General features: G+C 70.2%; 17 protein-coding genes. 13 read left to right on the top strand and 4 right to left on the bottom strand.

The window, feature by feature from the left end:
• The first annotated feature begins 4 nt into the window (after positions 1 to 4).
• Positions 5 to 1201, top strand: a complete 1197-nt coding sequence (locus P1P75_RS04915) for a histidine kinase (RefSeq protein ID WP_319252167.1) — start codon at positions 5 to 7, stop codon at positions 1199 to 1201.
• Complete coding sequence (locus tag P1P75_RS04920) at positions 1198 to 1884, top strand: response regulator transcription factor (RefSeq protein WP_319252168.1); 687 nt, start codon at positions 1198 to 1200, stop codon at positions 1882 to 1884. The genes P1P75_RS04915 and P1P75_RS04920 overlap by 4 nt, the downstream gene beginning before the upstream one ends.
• A 321-nt stretch (positions 1885 to 2205) precedes the next feature.
• Here P1P75_RS04920 and P1P75_RS04925 read toward each other — a convergent pair whose 3' ends face one another.
• Positions 2206 to 5640, bottom strand: a complete 3435-nt coding sequence (locus P1P75_RS04925; protein WP_319252169.1) for a DNRLRE domain-containing protein — start codon at positions 5638 to 5640, stop codon at positions 2206 to 2208.
• Between the two features lie 593 nt (positions 5641 to 6233).
• Here P1P75_RS04925 and P1P75_RS04930 point away from each other — a divergent pair.
• The 3 genes from P1P75_RS04930 to P1P75_RS04940 all read left to right on the top strand — a co-directional run bounded on the left by P1P75_RS04930 (position 6234) and on the right by P1P75_RS04940 (position 14602).
• Positions 6234 to 12887 (top strand): RHS repeat-associated core domain-containing protein, encoded by a 6654-nt coding sequence (locus P1P75_RS04930; protein ID WP_319252170.1) that lies wholly within the window; start codon positions 6234 to 6236, stop codon positions 12885 to 12887.
• A gap of 147 nt (positions 12888 to 13034) precedes the next feature.
• Positions 13035 to 13982, top strand: a complete 948-nt coding sequence (locus P1P75_RS04935) for a hypothetical protein (protein ID WP_319252171.1) — start codon at positions 13035 to 13037, stop codon at positions 13980 to 13982.
• Positions 13983 to 14137: 155 nt separating this feature from the next.
• The gene (locus P1P75_RS04940; protein WP_319252172.1) at positions 14138 to 14602 is read left to right on the top strand and encodes a protein phosphatase; all 465 of its coding nucleotides are present in this window, start codon (positions 14138 to 14140) and stop codon (positions 14600 to 14602) included.
• On the opposite strand, the gene P1P75_RS04945 is transcribed toward P1P75_RS04940, so the two are convergent.
• The gene (locus P1P75_RS04945; protein ID WP_319252173.1) at positions 14583 to 15044 is read right to left on the bottom strand and encodes an N-acetyltransferase; all 462 of its coding nucleotides are present in this window, start codon (positions 15042 to 15044) and stop codon (positions 14583 to 14585) included. The genes P1P75_RS04940 and P1P75_RS04945 overlap by 20 nt on opposite strands.
• A gap of 229 nt (positions 15045 to 15273) precedes the next feature.
• Between P1P75_RS04945 and P1P75_RS04950 the strand changes: the two genes are divergently transcribed.
• From P1P75_RS04950 to P1P75_RS04975, 6 genes are all read left to right on the top strand, one after another.
• Entirely contained in the window at positions 15274 to 16071 is a 798-nt protein-coding gene (locus P1P75_RS04950; protein ID WP_319252174.1) for an SCO2525 family SAM-dependent methyltransferase, read from the top strand.
• 69 nt (positions 16072 to 16140) lie between these two features.
• On the top strand, positions 16141 to 18003 hold the full coding sequence (locus P1P75_RS04955) for an SCO2524 family protein (RefSeq protein ID WP_319252175.1): 1863 nt from the start codon (positions 16141 to 16143) through the stop codon (positions 18001 to 18003).
• Positions 18004 to 18006: 3 nt separating this feature from the next.
• Positions 18007 to 18927, top strand: a complete 921-nt coding sequence (locus P1P75_RS04960; RefSeq protein WP_319252176.1) for an SCO2523 family variant P-loop protein — start codon at positions 18007 to 18009, stop codon at positions 18925 to 18927.
• On the top strand, positions 18924 to 19910 hold the full coding sequence (locus P1P75_RS04965; RefSeq protein ID WP_319252177.1) for an SCO2522 family protein: 987 nt from the start codon (positions 18924 to 18926) through the stop codon (positions 19908 to 19910). The genes P1P75_RS04960 and P1P75_RS04965 overlap by 4 nt, the downstream gene beginning before the upstream one ends.
• A 1-nt stretch (position 19911) precedes the next feature.
• Positions 19912 to 20895 carry an SCO2521 family protein gene (locus tag P1P75_RS04970; protein WP_319252178.1) on the top strand — a complete coding sequence of 328 codons (984 nt, stop codon included), beginning with the start codon at positions 19912 to 19914 and terminating at the stop codon, positions 20893 to 20895.
• Positions 20896 to 20973: 78 nt separating this feature from the next.
• Positions 20974 to 21957, top strand: coding sequence for a DUF6879 family protein (locus P1P75_RS04975; protein ID WP_319252179.1), 984 nt, complete (start codon positions 20974 to 20976; stop codon positions 21955 to 21957).
• Between the two features lie 42 nt (positions 21958 to 21999).
• On the opposite strand, the gene bla is transcribed toward P1P75_RS04975, so the two are convergent.
• Complete coding sequence (bla, locus tag P1P75_RS04980; protein ID WP_319252180.1) at positions 22000 to 22848, bottom strand: class A beta-lactamase; 849 nt, start codon at positions 22846 to 22848, stop codon at positions 22000 to 22002.
• Positions 22849 to 23042: 194 nt separating this feature from the next.
• On the opposite strand from bla, the gene recO reads away from it, so the two are divergent.
• Together recO and P1P75_RS04990 are read left to right on the top strand one after the other, a co-directional pair.
• A complete protein-coding gene (gene recO / locus P1P75_RS04985; RefSeq protein ID WP_086768616.1) occupies positions 23043 to 23789 on the top strand; it encodes a DNA repair protein RecO in 747 nt (248 codons plus the stop codon).
• Positions 23790 to 23835: 46 nt separating this feature from the next.
• Positions 23836 to 24669 carry an isoprenyl transferase gene (locus P1P75_RS04990; protein ID WP_319252181.1) on the top strand — a complete coding sequence of 278 codons (834 nt, stop codon included), beginning with the start codon at positions 23836 to 23838 and terminating at the stop codon, positions 24667 to 24669.
• Between the two features lie 101 nt (positions 24670 to 24770).
• On the opposite strand, the gene P1P75_RS04995 is transcribed toward P1P75_RS04990, so the two are convergent.
• Positions 24771 to 25190, bottom strand: coding sequence for a transcriptional repressor (locus P1P75_RS04995; RefSeq protein ID WP_319252182.1), 420 nt, complete (start codon positions 25188 to 25190; stop codon positions 24771 to 24773).
• Positions 25191 to 25222 lie beyond the last annotated feature (32 nt).

Raw genomic sequence — 25222 nt, forward strand, 5'->3', positions numbered from 1 at the left:
GGGAGTGGTGCGCGAACTCCGGATACGACAGACACGGGCGGACGCCTGCCTCGCCGCGGCCTCCGCCGCGGTGGCCGTCCTCCTCGCCCTGTCCGTCGAGGACGGCAGACGCCCGGACCTCCTCGGCTGGACGCTGCTGCTGGCCGCCCAGCTTCCGCTCCTGGCCCGCCGCCGGTACCCCCTGCTCGTCATGCTCGCGGTCGTCGCGTGCGTCGGCCCGTACCACGCGCTCGACTACACGCACAGCGCCGCCGTACCCGTCGGGATGATCGCCCTCTACTCCGTCGCCGTCAGCGGCAGCGCCCGCCGCACCCTGCACACCGGCGTCGCGGTCCTCAGCGTCCCGCTCGCCGTCAACGCGTTCGTCAATCCGCACCAGGCCGCCGAGGTTCTGCAGATCTCCGGCTGGATCGTCTCGGTGCTGCTCTTCGGCGGCTACCTCCGCATCCACCGGCAGAACGCCGCCGCCGCGCTGGAACGCGCCGAACGCGCCGAACGCACCCGCGAGGAGGAGGCCCGCCGCCGGGTCGCCGAGGAACGCCTGCGCATCGCCCGCGACCTGCACGACCTCCTCGCCCACAGCATCACCCTCATCGGGGTGCAGACGTCCGTCGCCGCCCACGTCCTGACAGCCGACCCGGACCGCCTCGACCGAACGGCCGTCGCCAAGGCCCTCGACGACATCGCCGAGACCTGCCGCAGCGCCCGCGGCGAACTCCGTACGACGCTGGAGGTGCTGCGCGACGCGGGCGGACCCGAGGCCCGCGGACCGCTGCCCGGCCTGCACGGACTGTCCGACCTCGCCGACACCGCCCGTGCGGCCGGGGCGCGGGTCGACCTGTCGGTGCGCGGCGCGGACGTACCGCCGGCGGTCGGCGCGGCCGCCTACCGGATCGTGCAGGAGGCCCTCACCAACGCCGTACGCCACGGCGGGCGGGACGACCTGAGCGTGCGGGTGGCCGTGCACGGCGACGCGGGTGCCCTGCGGGTCACCGTCACCGACGACGGGAGCGGGACCGGCGCGGAGGTGCCCGGATTCGGACTGGTCGGCATGCGGGAGCGGGCCCGCAGCATCGGCGGCGTCCTGGAGGCGGGACCGCGGGAGGGGACGGGCTTCGAGGTGAGCGCCGTGCTGCCCCTCGGGCAGCAGACCACGGGGGAGCAGGGCATGAGGGAGCAGGGCATGGGGGAGCAGAGATGAGTCCGATCCGGGTGCTGCTGGCCGACGACCAGACGCTGGTGCGCGCCGCGTTCGCGATGCTCGTCGAGTCGGCGCCGGACATGGAGGTCGTCGGCCAGGCCGGCACCGGCCGCGAGGCCGTGGAGCTGGCCCGGAGCGAGCGTGCCGACCTGGTCGTGATGGACGTCCGCATGCCCGACCTCGACGGCATCGAGGCGACCCGGCTGATCGCCGCCGACGAGGACCTCGCAGGGGTGAAGGTGCTCGTGCTGACCACCTACGACACCGACGAGAACATCGTCGAGGCGCTGCGCGCGGGCGCCTCCGGCTTCCTGGTGAAGGACACCCGGCCCGCAGACCTCCTCGACGCCATCCGCACGGTCGCCGCCGGTGAGGCCCTGCTCTCGCCGGGTCCGACCGCCCGGCTGATCGCCCGCTTCCTGAGCAGCCCGTCCGGACCGGCCGCGACCGGCGGCCCGGAGTGCCTGTCGGAACGGGAACGCGGGGTGCTCGCCCTGCTCGCGCGCGGGCTCACCAACACGGAGATCGCCGACACCCTCGGCCTCAGCCCGCTCACCGCGAAGACCCACGTCAGCCGCATCATGGGCAAGCTGGGTGCGCGGGACCGGGCCCAACTCGTCATCGTGGCCTACGAGTCGGGGCTGGTGACCCCGGGGGCGACGGACACCGGCTCGCGGGCGTAGGTCCTCTCGTAACGGTGACCTGCTCCTCTACGTCCCGCCGGACCGAACGAGGCCTGCCACCATCCGTGCCCGCCACCATCCGTGCCTGCCGCCATCCGTGCCTGCCGGGCCCGCCCCGCCTGCCTCGGACAGGCCGCCGACGTCACCCGCGTCTTCCCCGCCGGGACTTTCCCGCGCCCGCCCGGACGCATCGGCATCGACGCTCTCCCCGAGCGACGACGTCGGCTCCCAGGACCACCTGGTCTCGGGAGCCGACGTCACGTGAGCGCGGGACATCCCACTGCGTCGGTGTTCTGACCGGGCCCCGCCGGCGCGGCGAGGTCAGCCGATGGCGAGCTTGGCCTGCCAGCCGGTGGCGATCAGGGTGCCGGCGCCCGCCATCGCCGTCCTGCTGCCGGAGTAGACACGGACACCGCCGTCGACCCGCAGCGTCCAGATGTCCGGGATTCCGTCGCCCGTCGCGTCCGGAGTCCCGTGGAAGAGCCGGATGTTGGTCCGGCCCCAGCCGCTCGCCCCGTACACCGTGTCCTCGCCCGCCGCGGAGTTGACCGCGGCGGCCAGGGAGTTGAGGTCGACCCCGCCGGCGGCGGCCTTCTTCCCGGTGCGCAGGAGCAGCCGTCCAGAGACGTCGGTGCGATACACCAGGTCGGTGACGCCGTCGCCGGTGACGTCCTGGACGAGCACGATGTCCCGCTCCTCCCAGGGGGAGCTGGAGAGCTGCACGGCCTGCTCGACCGTGGCGCCGTTGTAACCGACCAGTGCCCAGAAGGCGTTGCCGACCTTCAGGAAGAAGTCGGTTCTGCCGTCGCCGGTGGCGTCCCCCGCGGAGACGATCTGCGTGATCGTGTCCGGCTTCGGCGCGTTGGAGGGCAGCAGGATCTCCTGGCGCTTGTCGATGTTGACCGCGCCGTACCCGTCACCCGGGTAGACCCACAGCTTGCCCTCGCGGCGGGCCACGAGGTCCTGTAGACCGTCCCCTCCGTATATGTCTCCCAGATGTGTGATCAGGGTGTTCTTCCAGTAGCCCGAGGGCACGGCGGCGTAGAGCGGCTCGTCGCCGCCGTTCGGGTCCCGGGCCGGGTTGCCGCGGTAGGCGCCCGGCATGGAGTAGGCAAGACGGCCGGTGCCCTTGGCGAGGTCTGTGGTGGCCTCGGACGGATAGGTGCGCAGATCGCCATTGCCGTCGACGACCATCAGGTCGGGGAGCCGGTCACCTGTGAAGTCGCCCGGTGTGTCTGCCTTGTCCCGCGGAGTCACGTAGAACAGGTACTTCGTCGGCTCGGAGACGTTCCCCGCAGCGTCCACCGCACGGGCGTACAGGACGTTGGGTCCGGCCAGCGGTGGCTTGGCGTTGGTGACGTTCGTCAGGGTGGAGACGGGCGCCCCGGCCGTGCGCGTCACCGAGAAGGGGTATGCGGCCTGGTTGAAGCCGTACTGGAACTTCACGACGTCCGTCTGCGCGGCCTTGAAGGTGAACGTCCCGGCGGTGCCGAACTTGACGGTGCTCCACTTCGTGTCCTCGGGCGCGTTCCCGAAGCCGTTGTCACTCGCGTCGGCATCCGGGAACTGGACCGAGGTGACCGATGGGGGCATCGGCTTGGTGTTGTCGAAGACGAACCGGCACGGGATCGACGCGGGTGTGTAGCCGGACGTCGCACCGAACTTGTCGACCGCGCGCACCCGCCAGGAGTAGGTGGTGCCGTTCTTCAGCCCGGAGGTGGCGAACGGGTCGGTGTGCACGCGGGCCGACGTGGACTGACTGCCCACCGACACCACGGACTTGCTGCCCAGCAGGTTGCCGCTGCCGCTGGCCGGCCACAGCTCGAAACGCAGGGAGGCCAGATTGCCGTCCCTGTCGCCGCCGCTGGCCCAGAAGGTGATCTGGGAGGCACCGAGGTTGATGTACGGAGCGGTGGTGTCGCAGCTCAGCCCGGGGTCGAGGTCCAGCGAGGTGGGTCCGGAGGGCGGACGGTTGTAGAGCAGGTCGATGTACGGGTCGTTGCCGCCGTCCGCCTGGAACTTCTTCCAGGAGTACTGGGAACTCTCGTCGGTGGCCCGGAAGCCCAGGGTGATCGACTTGAAACCCTTGGACACCGCCTTCTGCGCCGTCGCCTTCACGTTGAAGGCCTCGTACGCGTCCGGGCACGAGCTCGACTTCCAGCCGTGCGCGAAACTGCGGCTGGCCAGCTTGTTCGCGCTGGTCATCGCGGGCGCGTTCTTCCACGTGGTCTTCGAGCTGATGGCGCCGGTGAGGTAGATGTCCATTCGCCGGGCGCTGCACGACCAGGAGTACGTCTCCAGCACGCGCAGCGTCGCGTCGTGGACGGTGGCGCCCTTCAGGTCCGAGTCCCAGTCGATGGTGAAGAAGGACCGGGAGGTGCCCCAGGTGTCGGACTCGAAGCCGACCCGTGCCTCGTGAGTGCCACCCTTGTTGAAGTTCCGGCCGTTGTAGAAGTTGGCGTTGGGGTGGCGGCTGTAGGCCGTGGTCCAGTCGTTGGTGTGCTTCTTCACCGACGGGTCGATGAAGACCGGGTAGACGGTCTCCGCGTCGGCCAGGAAGTCCTGATCGGGAGTCAGAACCCAGTCCGAGCCGGAGAGATCGGTCCCGACCAGGGTGCCGTGGGCGTCCGGCTGCGGGCCGGCCAGTCCGGGCAGGTCGAGCGTCGCCGCGGGCCCGCTCCGTGAAGGTTCGGGCGTCGGCTCGGCCGGGACCGGCGGTGCGCCACCGGGTTCGAGGGCCGAGGGATCGGGGGCTTCGTCCGTGGCCTCCGGCAGCACCTCGTTCCAAGGGTCCTGCCGGTCGCCCTCGTTGAGGGTGCCCGAGGGCTCGGGGGAGGGCGAGGACGGCTCCTCGCCGCCGGGTTCGTCGCTCGGCGTCGGCTCGGGGCCCGGCGGTGCGCCCCCGCCGCCCTGGCCGTCGGTCTGCGCGGGCGTGCCGGAGCTGTCCCACATCAGCGGGGTGGGAGAGACCGCGATCTCCTCGCCGTCCGTGTCTTCGGCGCTGAGGATGCCGCTGGTCGGGTCGAGCAGGAACTTCAGGTCGGGGGAGGCGAGACCGTACGAGAGCCGGGCCACCCGGGGGTCGGCCGCCGCTTGACGGTCCTTCACCACCACCAGTTGGGCGAAGCCGCTGTCATCGGCGGTGAGCACCAGGTCCGCGCCCGGCAGGATCTCGGGGTACAGGGCCCGTGGTCCGTCGATGACCGGTTGCGGGATCGGTCCGGGCCAGGTCAGCACGATGTCGTGGCCGCCGGTCGTCAGGGTGACCAGAGGGCTGCCCTCGGCCGTCGTGGCCGCCGGGGCGAGCAGCGGGACCCGCTGGCTGCGGCCGCGCGAGGCCCGCTCGGGGGCGGAACCGGTGCCGGCCGAGAAGACCGTACGGACATTGGTGGCCCGGGGCGCCCAGCCGTCCTTCACCTTGGTCAGGCGGGTGTCGATCGCCTTCCACTCACCGTTGACGTGGGCGCGGATCGGGCTGGCGTGGACGCGCCGCTGCAGCTTGCCGTCGGGACGCGCCCACGTGGTGGAGTACGGGGTGCGCAGGGCCGAAGCCTCCACCGCCTTCCCCGACCTGGCCGCCTGTACCGAGGCCGCTGCCTCGGTCAGCGGTGCACTCCGGCCGGTGCGCGGCCGGCTGTCGTCCTGCCTGTCGTTGCCGTCGAAGCCCAGGTAGGTCAGTCCTGAGGCCAGGACGATGGCCGCCGCGGCGGCTGCGGTAGCTCTGCGTCCGGGCATGCGGTGCCATCTGCTCGTCATGCGCGAGGTCCCCTTCCCCCTCGTGCCGGCAGTACGGCGGACCGCGGCCGGACACGTTTCAGCCGTCACGCCCAGGCCGGCAGGTGCGGCCGCGGAGCGTGAGAATGCGAGCAGATCATGGCCCATACCTCCCGTTCCGTCACGCGTCCGCTGGGAGGCCGCCGAGTCCGGGAACGATGTCCGCCGGTGGGTCGTTGAGACCAGGAACGCGAGATTCCGAATTCCCGGCATTCGGCAATTCGACTCCTTTCTCCATGAAAGGAGCGCAACCGCGGATGAATTGACGCCGATTCAGGTGCCAATGTGGCTGACTGACTGAGGATCAGCCGTTTTTTCCGGGTATCCCGTCCCATGGTGCGGCTTCGTGGCTCTCGTGATCACTGCGGTGCCTTGAGTGCATGTGCGCGGTGACGATTCTCACTTGATCACGAATCCCTCTGGTTTTCACCACAACACCCTTACAGAATCGGCGCGTTCATATGCGACGTGCTCTGTGGACCACCGGGGCACCGCACCTTGCCGTCCGGGGGGACCAAGTCGTGCCCGTTCTGTCCGCGCGCCGCAGGCGCACTTGTTCAGCCGTGCTCGCGGCGATGGTGGCGGCACTGGTACTGGCGCTGTCGTCCCAGGCGCTGGCGCTTCCTCCGGACCCCGCCAAGGCGGAGGTGCCCCGCGAGGAACTCGTCCTGGAGAAGCTCGACCAGGAGGAGCTGATCGAGGGCGCCGCCCGGAACGCGCACCTCGAGAGCATCGAGGTCGAGGCGCCCCAGAGCGCCACGGAAGCCCCCGCAGGCACCACGACGCCGCCCGCCGCCAGCACCGCGTCCGTCACCTTTGGCAGCTCCGTCCAGCAGTCGGCCCTGCGGACAGGCCTGACCTCGGCTCAGTCCGCCGCCGACCCCGTCCCCGTGGGCGACCTTCCGGTGAAGCTCGGGCAGGCCCCCGGAGCCGCGATGCCGACCGGCACCTGGCAGGTGGGGGTCTCCGCACGCACTGCCGCCGAGTCCGAGGGTGTCGACGGCGCGGTCGTCACGGTGACCGCGCCCACCGGGACCTCGGTGCCGGTCTCGGTCCAGCTGGACTACAAGAGATACCAGAACCTCTACGGCGCGGACTGGGCCTCCCGCCTGCGCTTCGTCCAGTTCCCCGAGTGCTTCGTATCCACTCCGGACCTGGAGGAGTGCCGCACCTACGAGGAACTGGAGACCGTCAACGACACGGACGGCAAGACCATCACCGCAACGGTCGACACCGCCGCCGACGGCACCGTCACTCCGGCCGCGGCACCGCGGGCCGAGGCTCGGTCCGGGGTCGTGCAGGCGGCGTACCGACACCCGACGGCAGTGGCCGCGGGCGGCGACAGGGCGGTCATCGGCGCGGTCGACTCCGGTGCGGGCGAGGGCGGTTCGTTCAAGGCGACGCCGCTGATCGGGGACGGCAAGTGGTCGGCGGGCAGCTCGTCCGGTGCCTTCCAGTGGAGCTACCCGCTGGCCGTGCCGCCGGCCCCGGCCGGCCCGGTACCGGACGTCACCTTCGGCTACTCCTCGCAGTCCGTCGACGGCAAGACGTCCACCAGCTCGCCGCAGGCGTCGTGGGTGGGCGAGGGATGGAGCTACGAACCGGGTCACATCGAGCGCCGCTACCGCACCTGTCAGGACGACCGCAAGGACACAGCTGCCGGAACGCCCAACAACAAGGAGAAGAAGTACAAGACCTCCGACCTGTGCTGGGTCTCCTACAACGCGGTCATGTCGATGGGTGGCAGGACGACCGAGCTGGTGCGCATCGGTGCGACCGCCTTCTACCGTCCGCAGCACGACGACGGCACTCGCGTCGAGCTGAAGTCCGGCGGCGACAACGGGGACAACGACGGCGAGTACTGGATCGTCACCAGCCCTGACGGAACGCAGAACTTCTTCGGCCTCAACAAGGTCGGCGGCGGGCACGCCGACACGAAGTCCGCCTTCACCGTCCCCGTGTACGGCAACCACCCCGGTGAGCCCTGTCACGCCGCGACCTTTGCCGCATCCCGCTGCGCGGCCGGGACGGAGAAGAAGCAGCAGGCCTGGCATTGGGGTCTGGACAAGGTCGTCGACGTCCACGGCAACGCCCTGATCGTCAACTGGGCCCAGGAACTGAACCACTACGCTCCCAACAAGAAGTTCAAGTCGCCCGAGAGCTACGTCCGCGGTGGCTACCCGACGAGCACCGAGTACGGACTGCGCACCACGTCGCTGACCACGCCCTCGGCGCGGGTCGTCTTCAACGCCAGGGAACGCTGCCTCGAGACCGGAAGCGTCTGCGACGAAGCGAAGTTCAACAACACCGCCGACCCGGCCTCCTACCGTTCCTGGTGGGACGTCCCCGGCAACCTGAACTGCAAGGCGGGCTCGAAGCTCTGCCCCTCCTTCCCGTCCTTCTGGACCAGCAAGCGCCTGGAGTCCGTCACCACCGAAGCCGTACGGCCCGGATCGGCGGCGCTGGCCAAGGTCGACACGTACACGCTGCACCACAGCTTCCCGCGGGACTGGTACGACACCTCGCCGGGCCTGTGGCTCAACAAGATCACCCGCAGGGGTTTCGCCCCCGGTGACGCCACCGGAACCCTTCTGTCGGAGGCCGGTGTCAGCTTCGGCCCCTACGTGGTCGGCAGCGATCACCCGCTGCGCGCCCACCTCAAGGACCGGCAGCTCCCCAACCTGGTCCCCAGGTCGTCGAGCGACCCGCGCCCCGGTTTCACCCGACCGCGCATCGGCACCGTCGCCACGGAGCACGGCGCCGACATCGAGGTCGTCTACAAGGGCGGCTGCCGGTTCCAGCCGAACGTGGCCCCGGACAAGAACACCGGCACCTGCTTCCCCATGAGCTGGTCACCGGACGGTGAAGAGGAGAAGCCGGCGCTCTCCTGGTTCAACAAGTACGTCGTGGACTCGGTGACCGAGACCGACAAGATCACCGGCGTCTCGGACCGGATCACCACCAAGTACACGTACTCCGGTGCCGCTTGGGGCAAGAGCGACGACGAGTTCACCAAGCCCGAGCTGCGCACCTACAGCGAATGGCGCGGCTTCCAGCAGGTCGCCACGGTCAAGGGCAGCAAGAACATCCCCTCCGTCGACCGGCCGCAGACGCAGTCGTATGCGGTCAGCAGGTACTTCCTCGGCAGGGGCGGCCCGGTCAAGGACTCGCTGGGAGCGGTCACCCTCGTCGACGACGACCAGCCGCAGTACGCGGGTCAGATCGCGGAGACGCTGTCCTACGACGGCGCGGGCGGCCGCCTGCTCAACCGCACCCTCACCTTTCCGTGGTCGAAGCAGACGGCTTCCCGCGTCCGGGACGGGACCGACCCGCTCCTGGCGCACCGGACAGGAGTCCGCCGCACCGACGACATCCGGACGGTCGGCGCGAGCTGGCAGGCGGTCCGCACCACCACCAAGGTGGACCCCGACCATGGCCTGGCCGTCGAGGCGGAGAGCTCCGTCGTCAAGCCCAGCGGTACCGGCGAGGTGCTGAGCGACCAGGCGTGCTCGAAGGCGCAGTACGTGCACAACGTGGACGCCAACATCATCGGGCTGCCCTCGCTCGTGCGCTCCACGGCGACACCGTGCTCGGCCTACGACTCGGCCGACCCCGCCACCCAGCTCACCGGCGCCACCCGCACGTCCTACGACAACCAGGCCTGGAACGTGGCCCCCAAGAAGGGGCTGGCCACCACGACCGCCGAGATCAACGGTGCCGGCACCTCGTACTCGGTGAACACCACCATGACGTACGACCCCCTCGGCCGCGTCCGGACCGTCACGGAGCCGGAGGTGGGTGTCACCGAGACCCAGTACACCCCCGGTGACACGGGCGGTGCCGTGACCTCCGTGAAGACGATCAACCCCATGGGACACGCCGCCGTCACGACCATGGACGCCGGCCGCGGGGTGCCCATCTCGGCCGCGGACGCCAACGGCCGGGTGACCCGCAGTGAGTACGACGCGCTGGGCCGGCTGGTCAGGGGATGGTCGGCGGGCAATTCCGGGGCGGGCGCCGCCCCCGACGTGAAGATCTCCTACCAGATGGCGGTCGCCACACCGAAGGAGACCAAACCCACCACCGTCACCGTCCAGACCCTCGGGGACAACGGTGCCTACTCCAAGCAGGTCACCGTCTACGACGGTCTGATGCGCTCGGTCCAGAGCCAGAGCGAGGCGCACGGAGCGGGTCGCGTCATCACGGACACCCGCTACAACGATCACGGCCTGGCGTACGAACAGACCAGTCCCTACCTCGCCCAGGGCGACCCGGAGCCGGCCCAGTTCAAGCGCCCGTCGGACAGCCTGGTGCCCAGTCTCACCCGGACCCGTTTCGACGGCCTCGAACGGCCGGTCAGGGTCACGACCTTCCACACGGGCAAGGCCGTCCACTCCTCCGTCACCAGCTACGGCGACACCAGTACCTACACGTCACCGCCGATGGGGGGCGCCGCCCCCGCGACCAACACGTGGACCGATCCGCGCGGCCGGATCCTGCAGATCCAGCACTACACCAACACCGACACCGACCAGTGGCGCACCACGAGGTACGGCTACGACGGCCGTGGCATGCGCGACAAGGTGACCGATCCGGCCGGCAACGAGTGGACGTACACCTACGACGCCCGAGGCCGCCTCGTGCGCGCCACCGATCCGGACACCGGCACCTCCTCGTTCACCTATGACGACGCGGACCGGCGGATCGTCGCGAGCGACGCGCGCGGCGCCACCTACACCAGCTACGACGCGCTGAGCCGGACCACTGCCGTGCGGGAGGGCTCGAAGACCGCCGCACCGGTGAAGGAGTACACCTACGACAGTCTGCCCGGTGCACTGGGCCAGCCGGTGTCCTCGGTGCGCCACGACAAGAGCGGCGACTACGTCAACCGGATCACCGGGTACGACGCGGGCTACCGGCCCACCGGCCGGCAGGTGGTGATACCGGCCAACTCCATGACGCAGGGCCTCTCCGGCACCTACGGCTACGGCTACACCTACACACCGACCGGCAAGCCGCTGTCCGTCACCATGCCGGCGGTCGGCGGGCTGGCGACGGAGAAGGTGATCACCCGGTACAACAGCGACGGCCTGGCGGAGTCCACCTCCGGCCGCGACTGGTACACGACCGACGTCACCTACTCGCCCTACGGCGAGCCGCTGAGGACCGTGAGCGGCCCGCAGCCCTACCGGGTGTGGACGACCAACTTCGTCGACGAACACAGTGGGCGGCTGCAACGGAGCGTCGCCGACCGGGAAACCGCGAACTCGCATCGGATCCAGGACAGTCAGTACGCCTACGACGTGGTCGGCAACGTCACCGCCAACGCCCGCAACCTGACGGACGGCGCCACGTCCGTGTGGGACAACCAGTGCTTCACCTACGACGCGATGGGCGAACTCGTCCACGCCTGGACGTCGAACCTCGCGGTGACCGGCCGCGGCACGGGCTGCAAGTCGTCCGGCGGCAGCGCATGGGGACCGCGGACGGACGGGATCGCCTCCGCCGGACCGGTGGCCGACGCGGCGGACGCCACCGCCGACACCGAGTCGCCCGATCAGTCGCTCAGGGACACCCTCCAGGCGGCGGCCCCGGCGGCCGGGACCGTGTCCACCGGCGCCACCTCCTACTGGGACAGCTACACCTTCGACGTCATCGGCAACCGGCGGTCGCACACCACCCACGACGCGGCGGACTCGGGAGCGGCAGTCACGTCCACCTACGGGTACGGCAGGACGCCCGCGCAGGACGGGGCTCCGGCTCTCCTCTCGACCCAGCCGCACACGCTCGCCTGGATCTCCTCGACCAAGACGGGCGCGGGCAGCGCGTACAGCTACGACGCGGCGGGCAACACCACCGTCCGCGATCTCCCCGAGGTCACTCAAAACCTGGCCTGGAACCTGGAGAACAAGGTCGAGTCGGCCACGGTCGACGGAGTCACCACGACGTATGTCTACGACGCCGACGGCAACCGCATCCTGGAGAGCTCGCCCCGGGGCAGCACCCTCTACCTCGGCGAGACCGAGATCACCACTGCGGCCGGCAAGATCACCAAGGCGGCCCGCGCGTACGTCCAGGAGGGCGCACCGCCGGTACTGCGGACGACCACCGGCGGAGCGGCCACCGGGCACCAGCTGTCCGTCCTGCTGGAGGACCATCTCGGCACGGCGACCACCGTGGTCGCACTGTCGCCGGGTCAACCGGTCGTACGGCGCACCTTCAAGCCCTATGGCGAGAAGAGAGGTCCCACACCCGACTGGCCCACCAGACGCGGCTATCTCGGCGTCGGCATAGACGACGAGGCGACCGGCCTCATCCATCTGGGCGCCCGCGAGTACGACCAGTCGACCGGCCGCTTCCTCTCCGCGGACCCCCTGCTGGACATCGGCGACCCGCTCCAGATGAACGGCTACGCCTACAGCCACAACAGCCCCATCACCCGCAGCGACCCCACCGGCCTCTTCGATCCCGATCAGCGCGAGTACGAGCGACAGCAGGCCGCCAAGAAGCAGAAGGAATTCAACTGGCGGAAGATGTGGACCGATCGCCACGACACGGCGGTCATGCTGCGGGCGCTCCTGCTGCGGGCCTGGATCTTCCTGCACAGGATCAAGACGGGCAGGGTCACCACCAGCAGGAAGGACAACTTCATCAGGGGCGGTTCCTACGAGACGAGGGGCAAGCCGGACAAGAAGAAGAAGCCCGGGTACGCCGACCTCATCTACTGGACCGAGGACAAGGTCTATGTGTGGGAGATCAAGCACAAGGGCGGGGGCGCCGAGCGGCAGGGTCCCGACCAACTGGACAACTACATCAGGCAGTTGACCAAGCAGCTGCGCAAGGCCGGCGACAACAGACAGGTGGTGGCAGGCTTCAAGCTGCCGGGCCCACAGGTCGGCACGAACCAGGGGAACGTCCGGGAACTGATATCCGTCAGTTCGTCCGACGAGTCCGGGATCGAGCTGTACACGCACGGCAAGGCGAAGGAGTCGAAACCCAAACAGCTCCCCGAGCCGAAACCCGTGCTGGTACCCCAGCCCGCGCCGCAGGCAGCCCCCGTACCCGCCCACCCGGACACCTCGGTGAACACCGGTGACGTGAACGAGTGGTCCCTGGAGTGGAACACCGGCGGTATCGACGCCAAGCAGGCAGCCACCGCCGTCGGCACCGGCCTGCTCTTCGTCGCCGCAGGGATCTTCCACACCGCCACCGGCTGCGCCACCTGCTGATCCGGATAGGATCTCGCCGCCCGGACCCTCCGACGGGGCCGGGCGGCGGCCGGGCGGCGGCCGGGCGGGATGGGCCACACCGGCCGGGCGCTCACCATGTGCCGCCCGCACCGACCTGATCAACGCCGACCCGAGGACGAACTCGACATGTCCGACAGCGCTTTTCTGACGCGGCTCAACGACAGTGTGACCGTGAAGGTCAGCCGGGCTCTGCCGGCCACCCCGTCCGCGTTCCGCTCCTGGGTGGAGTCGTGGATGCTGGATGCGCTGGGCACTCTGACAGGTCCGGATCTGGACCCGTTCGCGAACGCGCTGGACCTCAAGGGCCGGGCGTCGGTGCTGCGGCGTCCAGGAGTCCCCTACGGCGAACCCGGCGAACTCTGGGGCACGCTGTGGGTGGACCCGGCGTACAGGCCGGGGCGGTCCACGAAGTCTTCCGGCCAGGTGTGGACCCCGAAGAACTGGGACGCCTTTCTCGGCCGGCTGGAAGAAGTGCCGATGAAGGCGCGGGTGTCGATGCACCGGCTCGCGGGGGACGGATTCCCCGGTCCGGTCCACTGGCAGGCATACATGGTTCGCGAGGTCGACGCGCCGGACTTCGGGACCCTCTCCGTCCGGCGTTCCAGCCAGGAGTTCACCGATCCCGCGACGAGCGAGGAGGTTCAGCGGCGCTGGCTCGACTTCCTCCACCGGCGGCTCGCGGCGGATCCGGAGGTCCTGTTCGGCTCGCTCGCCGACGACGGCGAAAGCAGCACCAACCGAACGGAACTGGAAGCCGCTCTGGGGTTGTTCGCCGACGAGACCGTCCCCGAACTCGATTCCGTCCTGCGCGGCTACTCGTGGGTCACGGTGTGCTCCGACGGCGTGACCCGGCGACTGGGCGGTGCGGAGTCCCTGAAGGAATCCGCCGCGTTCACCCGTGTCGTGCCGCTGAGCGGCGGGGGCGTGCTGCTCCAGGCGACCGAGGACATCAGGGAGTACGGGCCGGAGCGCGTCGCGGCCGTCTTCGACCGGCTGCGCACCGTGCTGCCTTCCGGCACGCCGGTCCCGGGCTACCAGTCCCATGTGCCCAGGCTTGTGTTCGAGGCGCCCTGATCCGGCCTCGTCGGGGTGCCCGGCCCTGCGCTCCCCTGGCCTTGGCCCGTGCCGGTGTCCGGACCCGGCGATGCTTCTCCGGGCGGACGGGACCGCGGCCACCGGTCGGTCCGAACCGGTTGCCCGCACGCGAGGAGACGGGTTCCAATGAGCCCGTGGAAGAGACGCGACGGGAAACCTGGCCGGCCGAGCTGTCCGGCGTGTTGCGGCTGCCGTCCGGGCGGCTGGTGCGCGGCCGCGGGCTGCGCCGGGCTCTCGACGCGGCGGCGCCGGTCCCGACGTACGGCCTCTATCTGCTCGGTGGTGAGCCCCCGGCGGTGCCGTGGGAGGCGCGCTGGATCCGCTGGCCCGACTTCCGGCTGCCGGCGGACCGCGCCGACGCCCGTACGGCGCTCACCGAGGCGTGGCGGCGGGCACCCGACGACAGGCTGGAGGTCGCCTGCGGCGGCGGGCGCGGCCGTACGGGGACGGCGCTGGCGTGTCTGGCGGTGCTGGACGGCGTACCGGCCTCGGAGGCCGTGGAGTTCGTGCGCCGGAACTATGACCGGCACGCCGTGGAGACGCCCTGGCAGCGTCGCTATGTGCGGCGGTTCGAGGGGCTCACAGAGCGAGCGTCATGAGGAGGCGGTCGGCGCCGGGGCCGAAGTAGTCCGGGCGGGGGCCGCCGGGGTCCGGGGCGAAGCCCAGGGAGCGGTACAGGGCGATCGCCGTGTCGTTGCGCGGCTCCACCGAGAGGGTGACCAAGTGCACGCCCTGGGTGCGGAGATGCCCCAGGATCCTGGTCATCAACTGCCGTCCCAGGCCCTGCCGTTGCAGCGGCGGGGAGATGCCGAGGCTGAGGATCCAGCTCCGCGCCGCGTTCGGCGGCGTCGAGAGCACGTAACCGCCCAGGTTCTGGCCCATGTCCACGACGAACACGAAGTCCGGGAACGACGCCAGGAGCTGGCGCAGCACGAAGTAGGGGTACGGGGCGGTCGGGAAGGCCTCCTCGTCGAGCCGGACGATGCGGGGGAGATCCTCCTCGGTGGCCGCTCTGATCCGTAATCGCGCTTCCTGGGACACCTGGCCCACTGTCGAACCGGCGACCGACCGGGAAAGATCTCCGGGACCTCCAGGAAGCCCGGGAACCCGCGGAAGAGGAGTCATACGGTCCCCTTGTGAAGGATCGAGAAGGAGCGACAAAGTGAATGACGTGCGTGCTCACTCTTGTCCGATATGCATACCCTGACGGTTCATCATTGCCTGATGCATCCACTCCTTCAAGACCTCGTCGTCCTGCTAGGCTGAACCAATGACCTCGGGATCGCCGACCACCGCCGAAAAGCTGAATGCCGATGTGCCCTGGGACGCCTTCGATCCCGATGAGTACATCAAGCGGAATTACCTGGAGATCCAGCCCGTGGACAGGGCGATCCTCACCCGGGTGCGAGATCACTTCAGTGATCATTTCGCGAAGCACGGCGGTCGTGGCGGCTCCGGTATCGACGTGGGCGCGGGACCCAATCTCTATCCGGCCCTGGCGATGCTCCCCTGGTGTGGCCGGATCACACTCCTGGAGCGGGCCGAGCAGAACCTCGCATACCTCCGCGGTCAGCTCTCGGGCTACGACGCCAACTGGGACCAGTTCTGGGAGGTTCTCCGAAGTGGCGCGCAGGGCGAGGGCGCGGCCTACACGGGACTCGGCGCAGACCCCAGGGCGCGCTTCGCGGAAGTCGTCCAGGAGCCCCTGCCGGGCAGTCTTTTCGACCTCCGCGGGGGAAAGCCCGCCTGGGATCTCGGCACGATGTTCTTCGTCGCCGAATCCATCACCACCTCGCTCGAAGAATTCCGAGAGGGCGTGGGCTGCTTCATGAATGCACTGAAACCAGGTGCGCCTTTCGCCGCCGCGTTCATGGAGCATTCCGAGGGATACAGTGTGGGTGCGCAGGAGTTTCCGGCCCGCGATATCGACGACGAGGAAGTGCGTACCGCACTCGGGCCGTATGCCGAAGCGGACATGACGGTCGCCTGCCTGGACAATCCGAAGCAATTGATCCGCCACGGATACACCGGAATGATTCTGGCCTGCGGCCGGCGACGGAAAAAGTGACGTCCCAGCGTTCCATCACGGGGTAATACATGGAATCGCGTGTGACGGGCCTGTGCGAGGGGAATGGGCATGCAGATCAAGCCGAGACAGAATCTGCTCGAAGTATGGCAGGCCGTCGCCCGTCATTCCTTCGGCGACGGTGAATGGGACTGGGGGGACGCGGGCGGCCGGAGCAGCGTCGCCGACGCCGAGCGGCTGCTCTGCATGCTGTACCCGGCCACCGAGATCGCCGCCTTCCGCCTCGACGACCCCGACACCACCCAGCGGGACGTGGAGCGCTCGCTGCGGACCGCGGGCGACTCCAGCGAGATCCCCGGGAACCTGGTCAAGGTCCTCGCCGACTTCATGGAGAAGCACCGCGGCGAGGAGAACCCCACCTTCTCCGGCGGCGCCTACTTCGCGGCCCAGGACCCGAAGCAGGAACTCTCCAAGGAACAGCGGGACCTGGGGGTGGTCGACAGCTACTCCATGTCCGTCACCCTGTGCCTCGCCACCCTCGGCTTCCTCAAGGTCTACCGGGGCAAGACCCAGCGCGCGAGCACGATCAAGCAGATCGACCGGCTCTGGGACTCCACCAGCGCCCGGCTGACCGCCGCCATGGTGAGCCTGCTGCGCTCCTTCACCGTCAACGTCGTCGACGTCTCCTCCGACCAGGGACAGTCCCTCACCCGGCTGCTCGGCCAGGGCCGGCTCTCCGAACGCCAGGTCGTCCAGAGCTTCCAGGAGCGCTTCAAGGCCCTGCGTGCCGTCATCAGCGAGAGCGTCACCCTCGGTCTCGACACCGACGTCACCGACGACCTGCGCAACGAGAACCGCCTCTTCGAGTGCGGCTGGGCCTGGAGCCTGGTGAAGGGCGCCCCCGAGGTCGAGGTGGAACCGCAGACCGGCGAGGCGATCGGCAAGCAGCCCGCCGGCGTCGCCCACCCCACGCCCTACCTGTACTTCACCGTGGTCGCCCTCGACGGCATCCCCGACCTGTTCTCCGAGCGCACCCTCGTCCTCGGCCTGCTCACCGCCGAACAGCAGAAACTCGCCGACGCCCTGCGGCTGCGCTGGGAGATCACCCAGCAGTACTGGTCGGCCATCGCCCGGTTCGGCGACGGCACCTGGCCGCTGGAGGAGATCCCCTGGCGCACCACGCTCCAGCAACTGGAGTCGGAGTACTTCTCCCTCTCCGTCGCCTCCATCCTCGTCCACGACCTGGTCCGCCGCCGTGCCACCGACGACGACCTCACCCGCACCGTCGCCGTCATGGAACGCCTCGCCGAACGCGGCCGCATCACCAGCGGCATGACCCGCGAGGACCCTGCGGTCGGCCTGCACAACCCCGGTGTCACCCTGCCCCTGCTGGGCAGCGAGGCCGTCGGCCCGCCCATGAAGTGGACGATGACCGACTTCTCCGCCCAGCTGCTCAAGAGGACCGTCCAGCTCTGCTCGCTGTCCCGCAACATCGCCTCCCAGGACCGGCTGTTGCGGCTCGCCGAGGACATCCTCGACCACCTCTGGCGGCGCCGCATCAGTGAAGGACCCGGCGTCGGCCTCTGGGACAACGTCCACGCCGTCTACCCCGAATCCCCGCACCGCCAGGGCCCGGTGTCCTGGAGCATGACCGAACGCGTCACCGAGTGCATGGTCGCCGCCCACGCCCTCTACGACCAGCCGCCCATCCGCAGCGCCGAACTCTCCCTGCTCGCACGCGCGTTGATCAGCGAGGCGGCCCACCTCTTCGGCAAGGAGCAGATGCAACAGCCAGCGCCCGCCCCCAAGAGCCCCCAGGGTGAAGAGGTCAAGGGCATCGAGGCCGACCTGCGCCGGGCCCGCCTGCTCGTCGACGAACAGCCCGGCACCGCCTACGCGTTGGCGCTCGGCGTGCTCAGCCGGCTGGACTCGCTCTCCCGGGCCCGCGGCGGCTCCGGCTACCGGGGGGTCTGAGGCGTGCTCGTGTTCGCCGCCTCCGACAAGGGGGGCACCGGCCGGTCCGTGACCAGCGCCAACCTCGCCTACCACCGCGCCCTGGACGGGGACGACGTCTGCTACCTGGACTTCGACTTCGGCTCGCCCACCGCGGCGGCCGTCTTCGACCTGCCCGACGTCCTCTCCGAGGCCGAGGGGCGCGGACTGCACTCCTACCTCAAGGGCAAGACCGGCGAACCCCTGCGCGTCGACGTCTGGTCGCGCACCGAACACCCCGTGCTGCGCAGCCGGCCGGGCGGCTCGGGACGGCTCGTCCTGCTGCCCGGCGACCGCACCGGCGGCGAATTCGTCACCGACGAGGAGAACCTGCACCGCTGCATCGATCTCGTGCTGCGCCTGAAGCGCGAATTCGACGTCATCATCGTGGACTTGAGCGCCGGACGCAGTTATGCGATGGACCTCGCCCTGGCCGCCACCTCACCCCGCGGGGGACTCGGCCGCCTGAAAACACGCTGGCTCGTCTATCACCGCTGGACCCGTCAGCACGTCATGGCCGCCGCCGAACTCGTGTACGGAAAACAGGGCATTGTGCAGGCCGGTGTCGCCATGGGCCACGACACCGACGCGCTTTCCGCGTCGATCCGCTTCGTCCGGGCCGCCGTACCCAATCTCGACTCGCCGATGTGGTCGCAGGTCTCGGCCGCGCAGTACGCGTGGATGCGGCAGTGCGACACGCAGTTGGAGGAAATCGCGGCTGCCCGCGGCATCGGCAAGACCCGTGTCCTGTCGTCCATTCCGCTGGAACCCGTCCTGCAGTGGCAGGAGCGGCTCATCACCGACGAGGACGTGCACGACCGGCGGATCGCGAATGTGGAGACCTGGCAGAAGATGGGCGAACTCGCCCAGCGCCTGACCGAGGACAAGCACTGGGGGCAACTGTGAGACGGCCGGGAACCGTCTTCCGGGAGACCAGCGCACAGCCGCGCACCGAATCCGTGCCGTTCTCCCATCTCTCCCTGGAACTCGGCCACTTGTACATGGAGGACTTCGCCGAGGGCCCCGCCCGGCTGCGCCGCCACTTCGCGGCCGTACGGCCCTGGGTGGACGCCGCCCGCGCCGCCGTCGGCCCGCTGCCGGCCGGCAAACGGCCCAGGATCAGCACCTGCTTCCTCATCGACGACTACTTCAGCCGGCTGTCCACCCCCGCCGAACTCATACCGCCGCTGCTTCAGGCCGCCGCCGAGGCCGGCCTGAGCATCGACTACCTGGCCCGCGAGTCCGGCTGCGCCGTCGCCGAACCAGGCGACCGCGACCGGGCCGAACTCGCCGAGGCCGTCCTGCACCGGCTGGTGGAATCCCCGCCGCCCGGCAGCAACGGCTTCCGCCCGCCCGTCAGCCGCACCGGCTGGCTCACCAACGGCCGGCGCACCCCCTCCCACCGCACCTCCGCCGCCCTGGACGCCACCGGCGCCGTCTGGGAACCGCCCAGCGAGACCGGCGCCCGCGGCCACTCCGTGTTCGTCGACGTCGAACTGTGGAGCGGACCCGAGGAGGAACGCCTCTGGTCCTGCGCCTTCCTCGCCTCCGTCTGGCAACTGGTCCGGCTCGGCCTGCTGCGCCACGACGGCCGGGCCGTGCTCACCCCGGCCCCCTGGGACGCCAAGGAGTTCCCCGCCGAGTGGGACGCCCTGCCGCCCGTGGTGCGCCTCAACCCCCTCGCCGCGCCGTTCACCGCGTACGCCACCTGCAGCGTCCTCCCGGCCCGCTTCCTGCCCGTCGAGCACGCCGTACGCGTCGTCCTCGACCAGGTCCACGTCGAGGCCGAGGCGTTACGGCAGATCGCCGAACGGTCCGCAGCCGAGGGCATGCCCGTCCCCGCGGGCATCGTGGACCGCACCTCCTACGTCTTCCCGCCGGGGCTGTGACATGAGCGGGCCGCAGGAGGAGTCCGAGGAGTTCAGAGAGACGGAGACGGTCCTCGCCTGCGGGGAGGTCCGCACCTGCCTGCTGCCCACCCGGGACGCGGTCGACGAGCAGGTCGCCGAACGGCTGCTGAGGCTGCGCGCCGACGAACGCGTCCGGCTCTCCCGGCGCCCCAACCGGCACGCCGTCTCCCCGGACATCCTCACCGGCGTCGACTGCCGGCTGCCCACCGCGGGCGGCGCCAAGATCCGGGCCGTCGGCACCGTGACCGCCCGCGCCGCGCTCGTCGAGGGCCGGGTGCTCCAGGCCACCGCCCACTTCGCCGCCCCCGCCGACGGCCCCGACCGGCGCCGGCCCTGGGGCTACTACCTGGTCCGCCCCGGTGTCCTCGTCCCCGTCGGCCGACTCTCCCGGCAGGCCGTCGTCAAAGGCTTCCTGACGGGACACCAGCAGGACGAGCTGGACGTCGGCTCGGTCGCCGAAAGCCTCCTCGCGCGGATCTCCCGCCAGCACCGGCTGCTCGACTACGACACCCCGCTCAACACCACCGACACCAGCCTGCGCTGGGCCGCCTTACCGGCCGCCGACGGTGAGGCGGCCGCCCCGCACTTCACCGTCGCCGACGACGGCCGACGCGTCGTCGAACTGCGGCTGCCCCGCGGGACCTCACCCGCCGCGGCGGCCGCGCTCTGCGAGGACCTCGCCCTGCACGACTGGCTGCTCACCACCGTCGCCGACAAGCTCGACGGCCTGCGGCTCGGCTCCGCCGACGGCCGCGCCGCACTCAAGGTGCTGCGCCCGCTCGTCGACCACCTGCTGCACCTGTGGATGCCGCAGGCGCGTGTCGACCGCACCCTGAACGCCCTGTGGCAGGAACTGGAGGAGACACCGGGATTCAGCAGACAGTGGACGAGCCTGGCCCAGCGCATCCGGGACCAGCTAGCCGTCCAGCTCCTCACCCGGAGCGACGCGCTGACCCCGTCCTGACCGCGGCACCACAGCACCTGTCCGAGCACGACTCGACGCACAACCTGACGCATGATCCCAACGGGGGGAGAAAGAGAGATGAGCGCACCGACGAACTCGTACTTCCGAAGCGGCCAGCAGCGGCGGTCCGACAACGACAGCGCACGTCAGCTCACGCTGAAACTCCTGGTCACCGTAGTGGTGGGCGGAGTGGTCTATGTACTCACCAACGTCCTGCTGCCGAAGGAGGAAGGGCCCTGGCAGCTGGTCCTGTCCGTGCTGTGCGGCGGCACGGTCCTGATCGTCCAGTTCATGGCGTCGTTCGTGAACCAGCTCAGCGAACTCAAGGACGTCGTGGAGAAGCGGTTCGCCGACATAGGCGAGGCCACGAAACTCTTCAACGAGGTGGAGAAGCTGCGCGGCGACGGGGTGCCCCGGCTCGCCGAGCACGCCACCAAGGTCGTCTCCATGGGGCCCGACATCCTGCACGAGTTCGCGCACGAGGAGATCAACCGCCTCGCCGCGCAGATGGAGGACCTCACCAACCTCAGCGCCGAGACGCCGGGCGAGAACCACGACTGGCTGATGACGCTCACCAAGTGCACCAGAAGCAGCATCGACGCCATCAGCACCAGCGTCGTCGACGACGGCTTCTGGTCCACCGAACCCGCGAGCCGCTATCTCACCGCCCAGCGCGAGGCGATCCTCGAACGGGGCGTCAGCGTACGGCGGTTGTTCATCGTCAAGGAGAGCCAGGAGCGCTCAGCGCTCGCCCCGATCTGCGAAGAGCAGCGCCAGATCGGCATCCAGGTCCGGGTGGTGGTCCTGGAACACCTCCCGGCGCATCTGCGGCGCGGCAAGATGATCGACTGGATCGTCTTCGACGAGGCACTGACCTACGAGATCCACGCCGACCAGCTCAGCGTGAACTCCTCGACCACGGTGAACGCCCGCGCGGACGAGGTCCAGCCGCTGATCCGGCGCTTCAACCAGCTGTGGGACGCCTCCGCGGAGATCTCCCCCAACGGCACGCCCGACACCGTGCCCGTGCTGACCCCGGGGGCCGACCCGGACGGCGACTGACGCACCGTCCGGGCCCGCCCCCGGGCGGTGCCCGGCGGTGCCTCAGCCGAGCGTCGCCGCCAGCAGCCTCGCCGTCTCCACGATCAGATCGTGGTCGTAGGCCGCGTCCCGCTCCGGCGCGGTCACCTGGACCACCAGCACGACGGGCGTGCCGTCGGGGGTCCAGGCGATCCCGGCGTCGTTGTTGGCGCCGTACCAGCCGCCGCCGGTCTTGTCGGCGAGCGTCCAGGTGGGCGGCAGCCCGGCGCGGAAGCGGTTGTCGCTGGTGCGGTTGGCGAGCATCCAGTCCGTCAGCCGCCGCCGGTCGTGCGCCGCCAGCTCGTCGCCCAGCACCAGCCGGGCGTAGGAGCGGCCGATCGCGTACGGCGTGGTGGTGTCCGTCACCCGCCACGGCTCGGCCGAGTTCAGCTCCGGCTCCCACCGGTCGAGCCGGGTGGACCGGTCCCCGATCGACCGGGCGAAGCGGGTGACGGCGGCCGGGCCGCCCAGCTCGCGCAGCAGCAGGTTGGCGGCCGTGTTGTCGCTGCGGCGGATCGCCGCGTCGCACAGCTCGGCGACGGTCATGCCGTCGGCCACGTGGTCCTTGGTGACGGGCGAGTTCTCCACCAGGTCGTCGTCGGTGAAGTGGATGCGGCGGGCCAGGACCTCGCCGTCCCGGTCCAGGTCGCGCAGGACGGCGGCGACCGCGAGGACCTTGAACAGGGAGCAGACCGGGAAGCGTTCGGCGGCCCGGTGGCGCACGGAACGCCGGGTGCGCACGTTGTACGCGAAGACGCCGAGGCGGGCGCCGTGCGCCTCCTCCAGGGCCCGCAGGCGGGCGCTGACGGGATCGGTGCCTTCGGCGGCACGGGCGGCGGCCTGACCGGCGCCCAGCAGGGAGGCCGCGGTCACGGCGCCCGCGGTGGTGAGCAGGGTACGGCGGTTCGTCGAGCCTGGGATGGTTCTCTCCGTCCGTCGGTGACTGGGTCAGAGAACCCCGGTGGTCTCCGGAGCCCCCTCCTTGATCACGGACGCCCCGTCCGGCCGCACGGTTGCGAGCGAAGGTTCGTGCCCGCCGCCCTCCCCGCGTAGGCGAGAATGGCGGCATGAGTCTGTTCCGTGACGACGGCATCGTGCTGCGCACCCAGAAGCTGGGCGAGGCGGACCGGATCATCACGCTCCTCACCCGCGGTCATGGCCGGGTGCGGGCCGTGGCTCGTGGGGTGCGGCGGACCAAGTCGAAGTTCGGGGCCCGGCTGGAGCCGTTCTCGCATGTGGACGTGCAGTTCTTCGCGCGGGGGAGCGAGCTGATCGGGCGCGGGCTGCCGCTGTGCACGCAGAGCGAGACCATCGCGCCGTACGGCGGTGGCATCGTCACCGACTACGCCCGTTACACCGCCGGCACGGCCATGCTGGAGACCGCCGAGCGGTTCACCGACCACGAGGGCGAACCGGCCGTGCAGCAGTACCTGCTGCTCGTCGGCGCCCTGCGCACCCTCGCCCGCGGCGAGCACGCCCCCCACCTGGTGCTGGACGCCTTCCTGCTGCGCTCCCTCGCCGTCAACGGCTACGCGCCCAGCTTCGGTGACTGCGCGAAGTGCGGCATGCCCGGCCCGAACCGGTTCTTCTCCGTCGCCTCCGGCGGTTCCGTCTGCGCGGACTGCCGGGTGCCCGGCAGCGTCGTACCCTCGCCGGAGGCCCTGGTCCTGCTGGGCGCGCTGCTCACGGGAGACTGGGAGACGGCGGACGCCTGCGAGGCGCGGCACGTCCGGGAGGGCAGCGGGCTGGTGTCCGCCTACCTGCACTGGCACCTGGAGCGCGGGCTGCGCTCCCTGCGGTACGTCGAGAAGTAGCCGAGAAGCAGAAACAAGCCGAAACACACGAGGAGACGAGAAGCACATGGTCGTACGCGGGTTCTTGGGGCGACAGCGTCGGGAGTACAAGGCGCCGGAGCCGCACCCGTCCGGCGCCCGCGCGCCGAAGCTCCCCGGCGAGCTGGTCCCCGAGCATGTGGCGATCGTCATGGACGGCAACGGCCGCTGGGCGAAGGAGCGGGGCCTGCCCCGCACCGAGGGCCACAAGGTGGGCGCCGAGCGGGTGCTGGACGTCCTCCAGGGCGGCCTGGAGATCGGTGTGCGGAACATCTCCCTGTACGCCTTCTCCACCGAGAACTGGAAGCGCTCGCCCGACGAGGTGCGCTTCCTGATGAACTTCAACCGCGACTTCATCCGCAAGACCCGCGACCAGCTCGACGAGCTGGGCATCCGGGTGCGCTGGGTGGGCCGTATGCCCAAGCTGTGGAAGTCGGTCGCCAAGGAGCTGCAGATCGCCCAGGAGCAGACGAAGGACAACAACCGTCTCACCCTGTACTTCTGCATGAACTACGGCGGGCGCGCGGAGATCGCCGACGCGGCGATGGCTCTCGCGGAGGACGTGAAGGCCGGCCGTCTCGACCCGTCGAAGGTCAACGAGAAGACGCTGCAGAAGTACATGTACTACCCGGACATGCCGGACGTGGACCTGTTCCTGCGCCCGAGCGGCGAGCAGCGCACGTCCAACTACCTGCTGTGGCAGAGCGCCTACGCGGAGATGGTCTTCCAGGACGTCCTGTGGCCGGACTTCGACCGCCGCGACCTGTGGCGGGCCTGCCTGGAGTTCGCCTCCCGGGACCGCCGCTTCGGCGGTGCGATCCCCAACGAGGAGCTGCTGGCCATGGAGGGCAGGCAGGAGTAGTCAGGAGTAGTACAGCCCGTCCCGAGCCCGTCCCGCATGAACGGGGGTCTGGGGGCGGAGCCCCCAGGCAGTCCCGGCGACCCACCCGCACGAGACCCCGCTCAGCCGCCGGAGGCAGTCGCGCAGTCGGAGCAGGTGCCGAAGATCTCCACCGTGTGCGCCACGTTCACGAACCCGTGTTCCGCGGCGATGGCCTCCGCCCACTTCTCGACGGCCGGGCCCTCGACCTCGACCGCCTTGCCGCAGGCGCGGCAGACGAGGTGGTGGTGGTGTTCGCCGGTGGAGCAGCGGCGGTAGACGGACTCGCCGTCGGAGGTGCGCAGCACGTCGACCTCGCCGGCGTCGGCGAGGGTCTGCAGGGTGCGGTAGACCGTGGTCAGCCCGACGGAGTCGCCCTTGTGCTTGAGCATGTCGTGGAGATCCTGAGCGCTGCGGAACTCGTCGACCTCGTCGAGCGCCGCGGCCACGGCGGCACGCTGCCGGGTGGCTCGGCCCTTCACGGGCGATCCAGCGGTGGTCACCGTTTCCTCCTCACGTCTGCGCTTTGCCGGGC

Origin of the sequence: Streptomyces sp. ID05-39B (assembly GCF_033794725.1) — a bacterium.
GTDB lineage: Bacteria > Actinomycetota > Actinomycetes > Streptomycetales > Streptomycetaceae > Streptomyces > Streptomyces bobili.

Bases quoted from the DNA above. Each gene is read 5' to 3' on its own strand.
- P1P75_RS04955 (WP_319252175.1), top strand. From the start codon at position 16,141: ATGCAGATCAAGCCGAGACAGAATCTGCTCGAAGTATGGCAGGCCGTC.
- P1P75_RS04975 (WP_319252179.1), top strand. From the start codon at position 20,974: ATGAGCGCACCGACGAACTCGTACTTCCGAAGCGGCCAGCAGCGGCGG.
- P1P75_RS04970 (WP_319252178.1), top strand. From the start codon at position 19,912: ATGAGCGGGCCGCAGGAGGAGTCCGAGGAGTTCAGAGAGACGGAGACG.
- P1P75_RS04935 (WP_319252171.1), top strand. From the start codon at position 13,035: ATGTCCGACAGCGCTTTTCTGACGCGGCTCAACGACAGTGTGACCGTG.
- P1P75_RS04925 (WP_319252169.1), bottom strand. From the start codon at position 5,640: ATGACGAGCAGATGGCACCGCATGCCCGGACGCAGAGCTACCGCAGCC.
- recO (WP_086768616.1), top strand. From the start codon at position 23,043: ATGAGTCTGTTCCGTGACGACGGCATCGTGCTGCGCACCCAGAAGCTG.
- P1P75_RS04930 (WP_319252170.1), top strand. From the start codon at position 6,234: ATGGTGGCGGCACTGGTACTGGCGCTGTCGTCCCAGGCGCTGGCGCTT.
- P1P75_RS04950 (WP_319252174.1), top strand. From the start codon at position 15,274: ATGACCTCGGGATCGCCGACCACCGCCGAAAAGCTGAATGCCGATGTG.
- P1P75_RS04990 (WP_319252181.1), top strand. From the start codon at position 23,836: ATGGTCGTACGCGGGTTCTTGGGGCGACAGCGTCGGGAGTACAAGGCG.
- P1P75_RS04920 (WP_319252168.1), top strand. From the start codon at position 1,198: ATGAGTCCGATCCGGGTGCTGCTGGCCGACGACCAGACGCTGGTGCGC.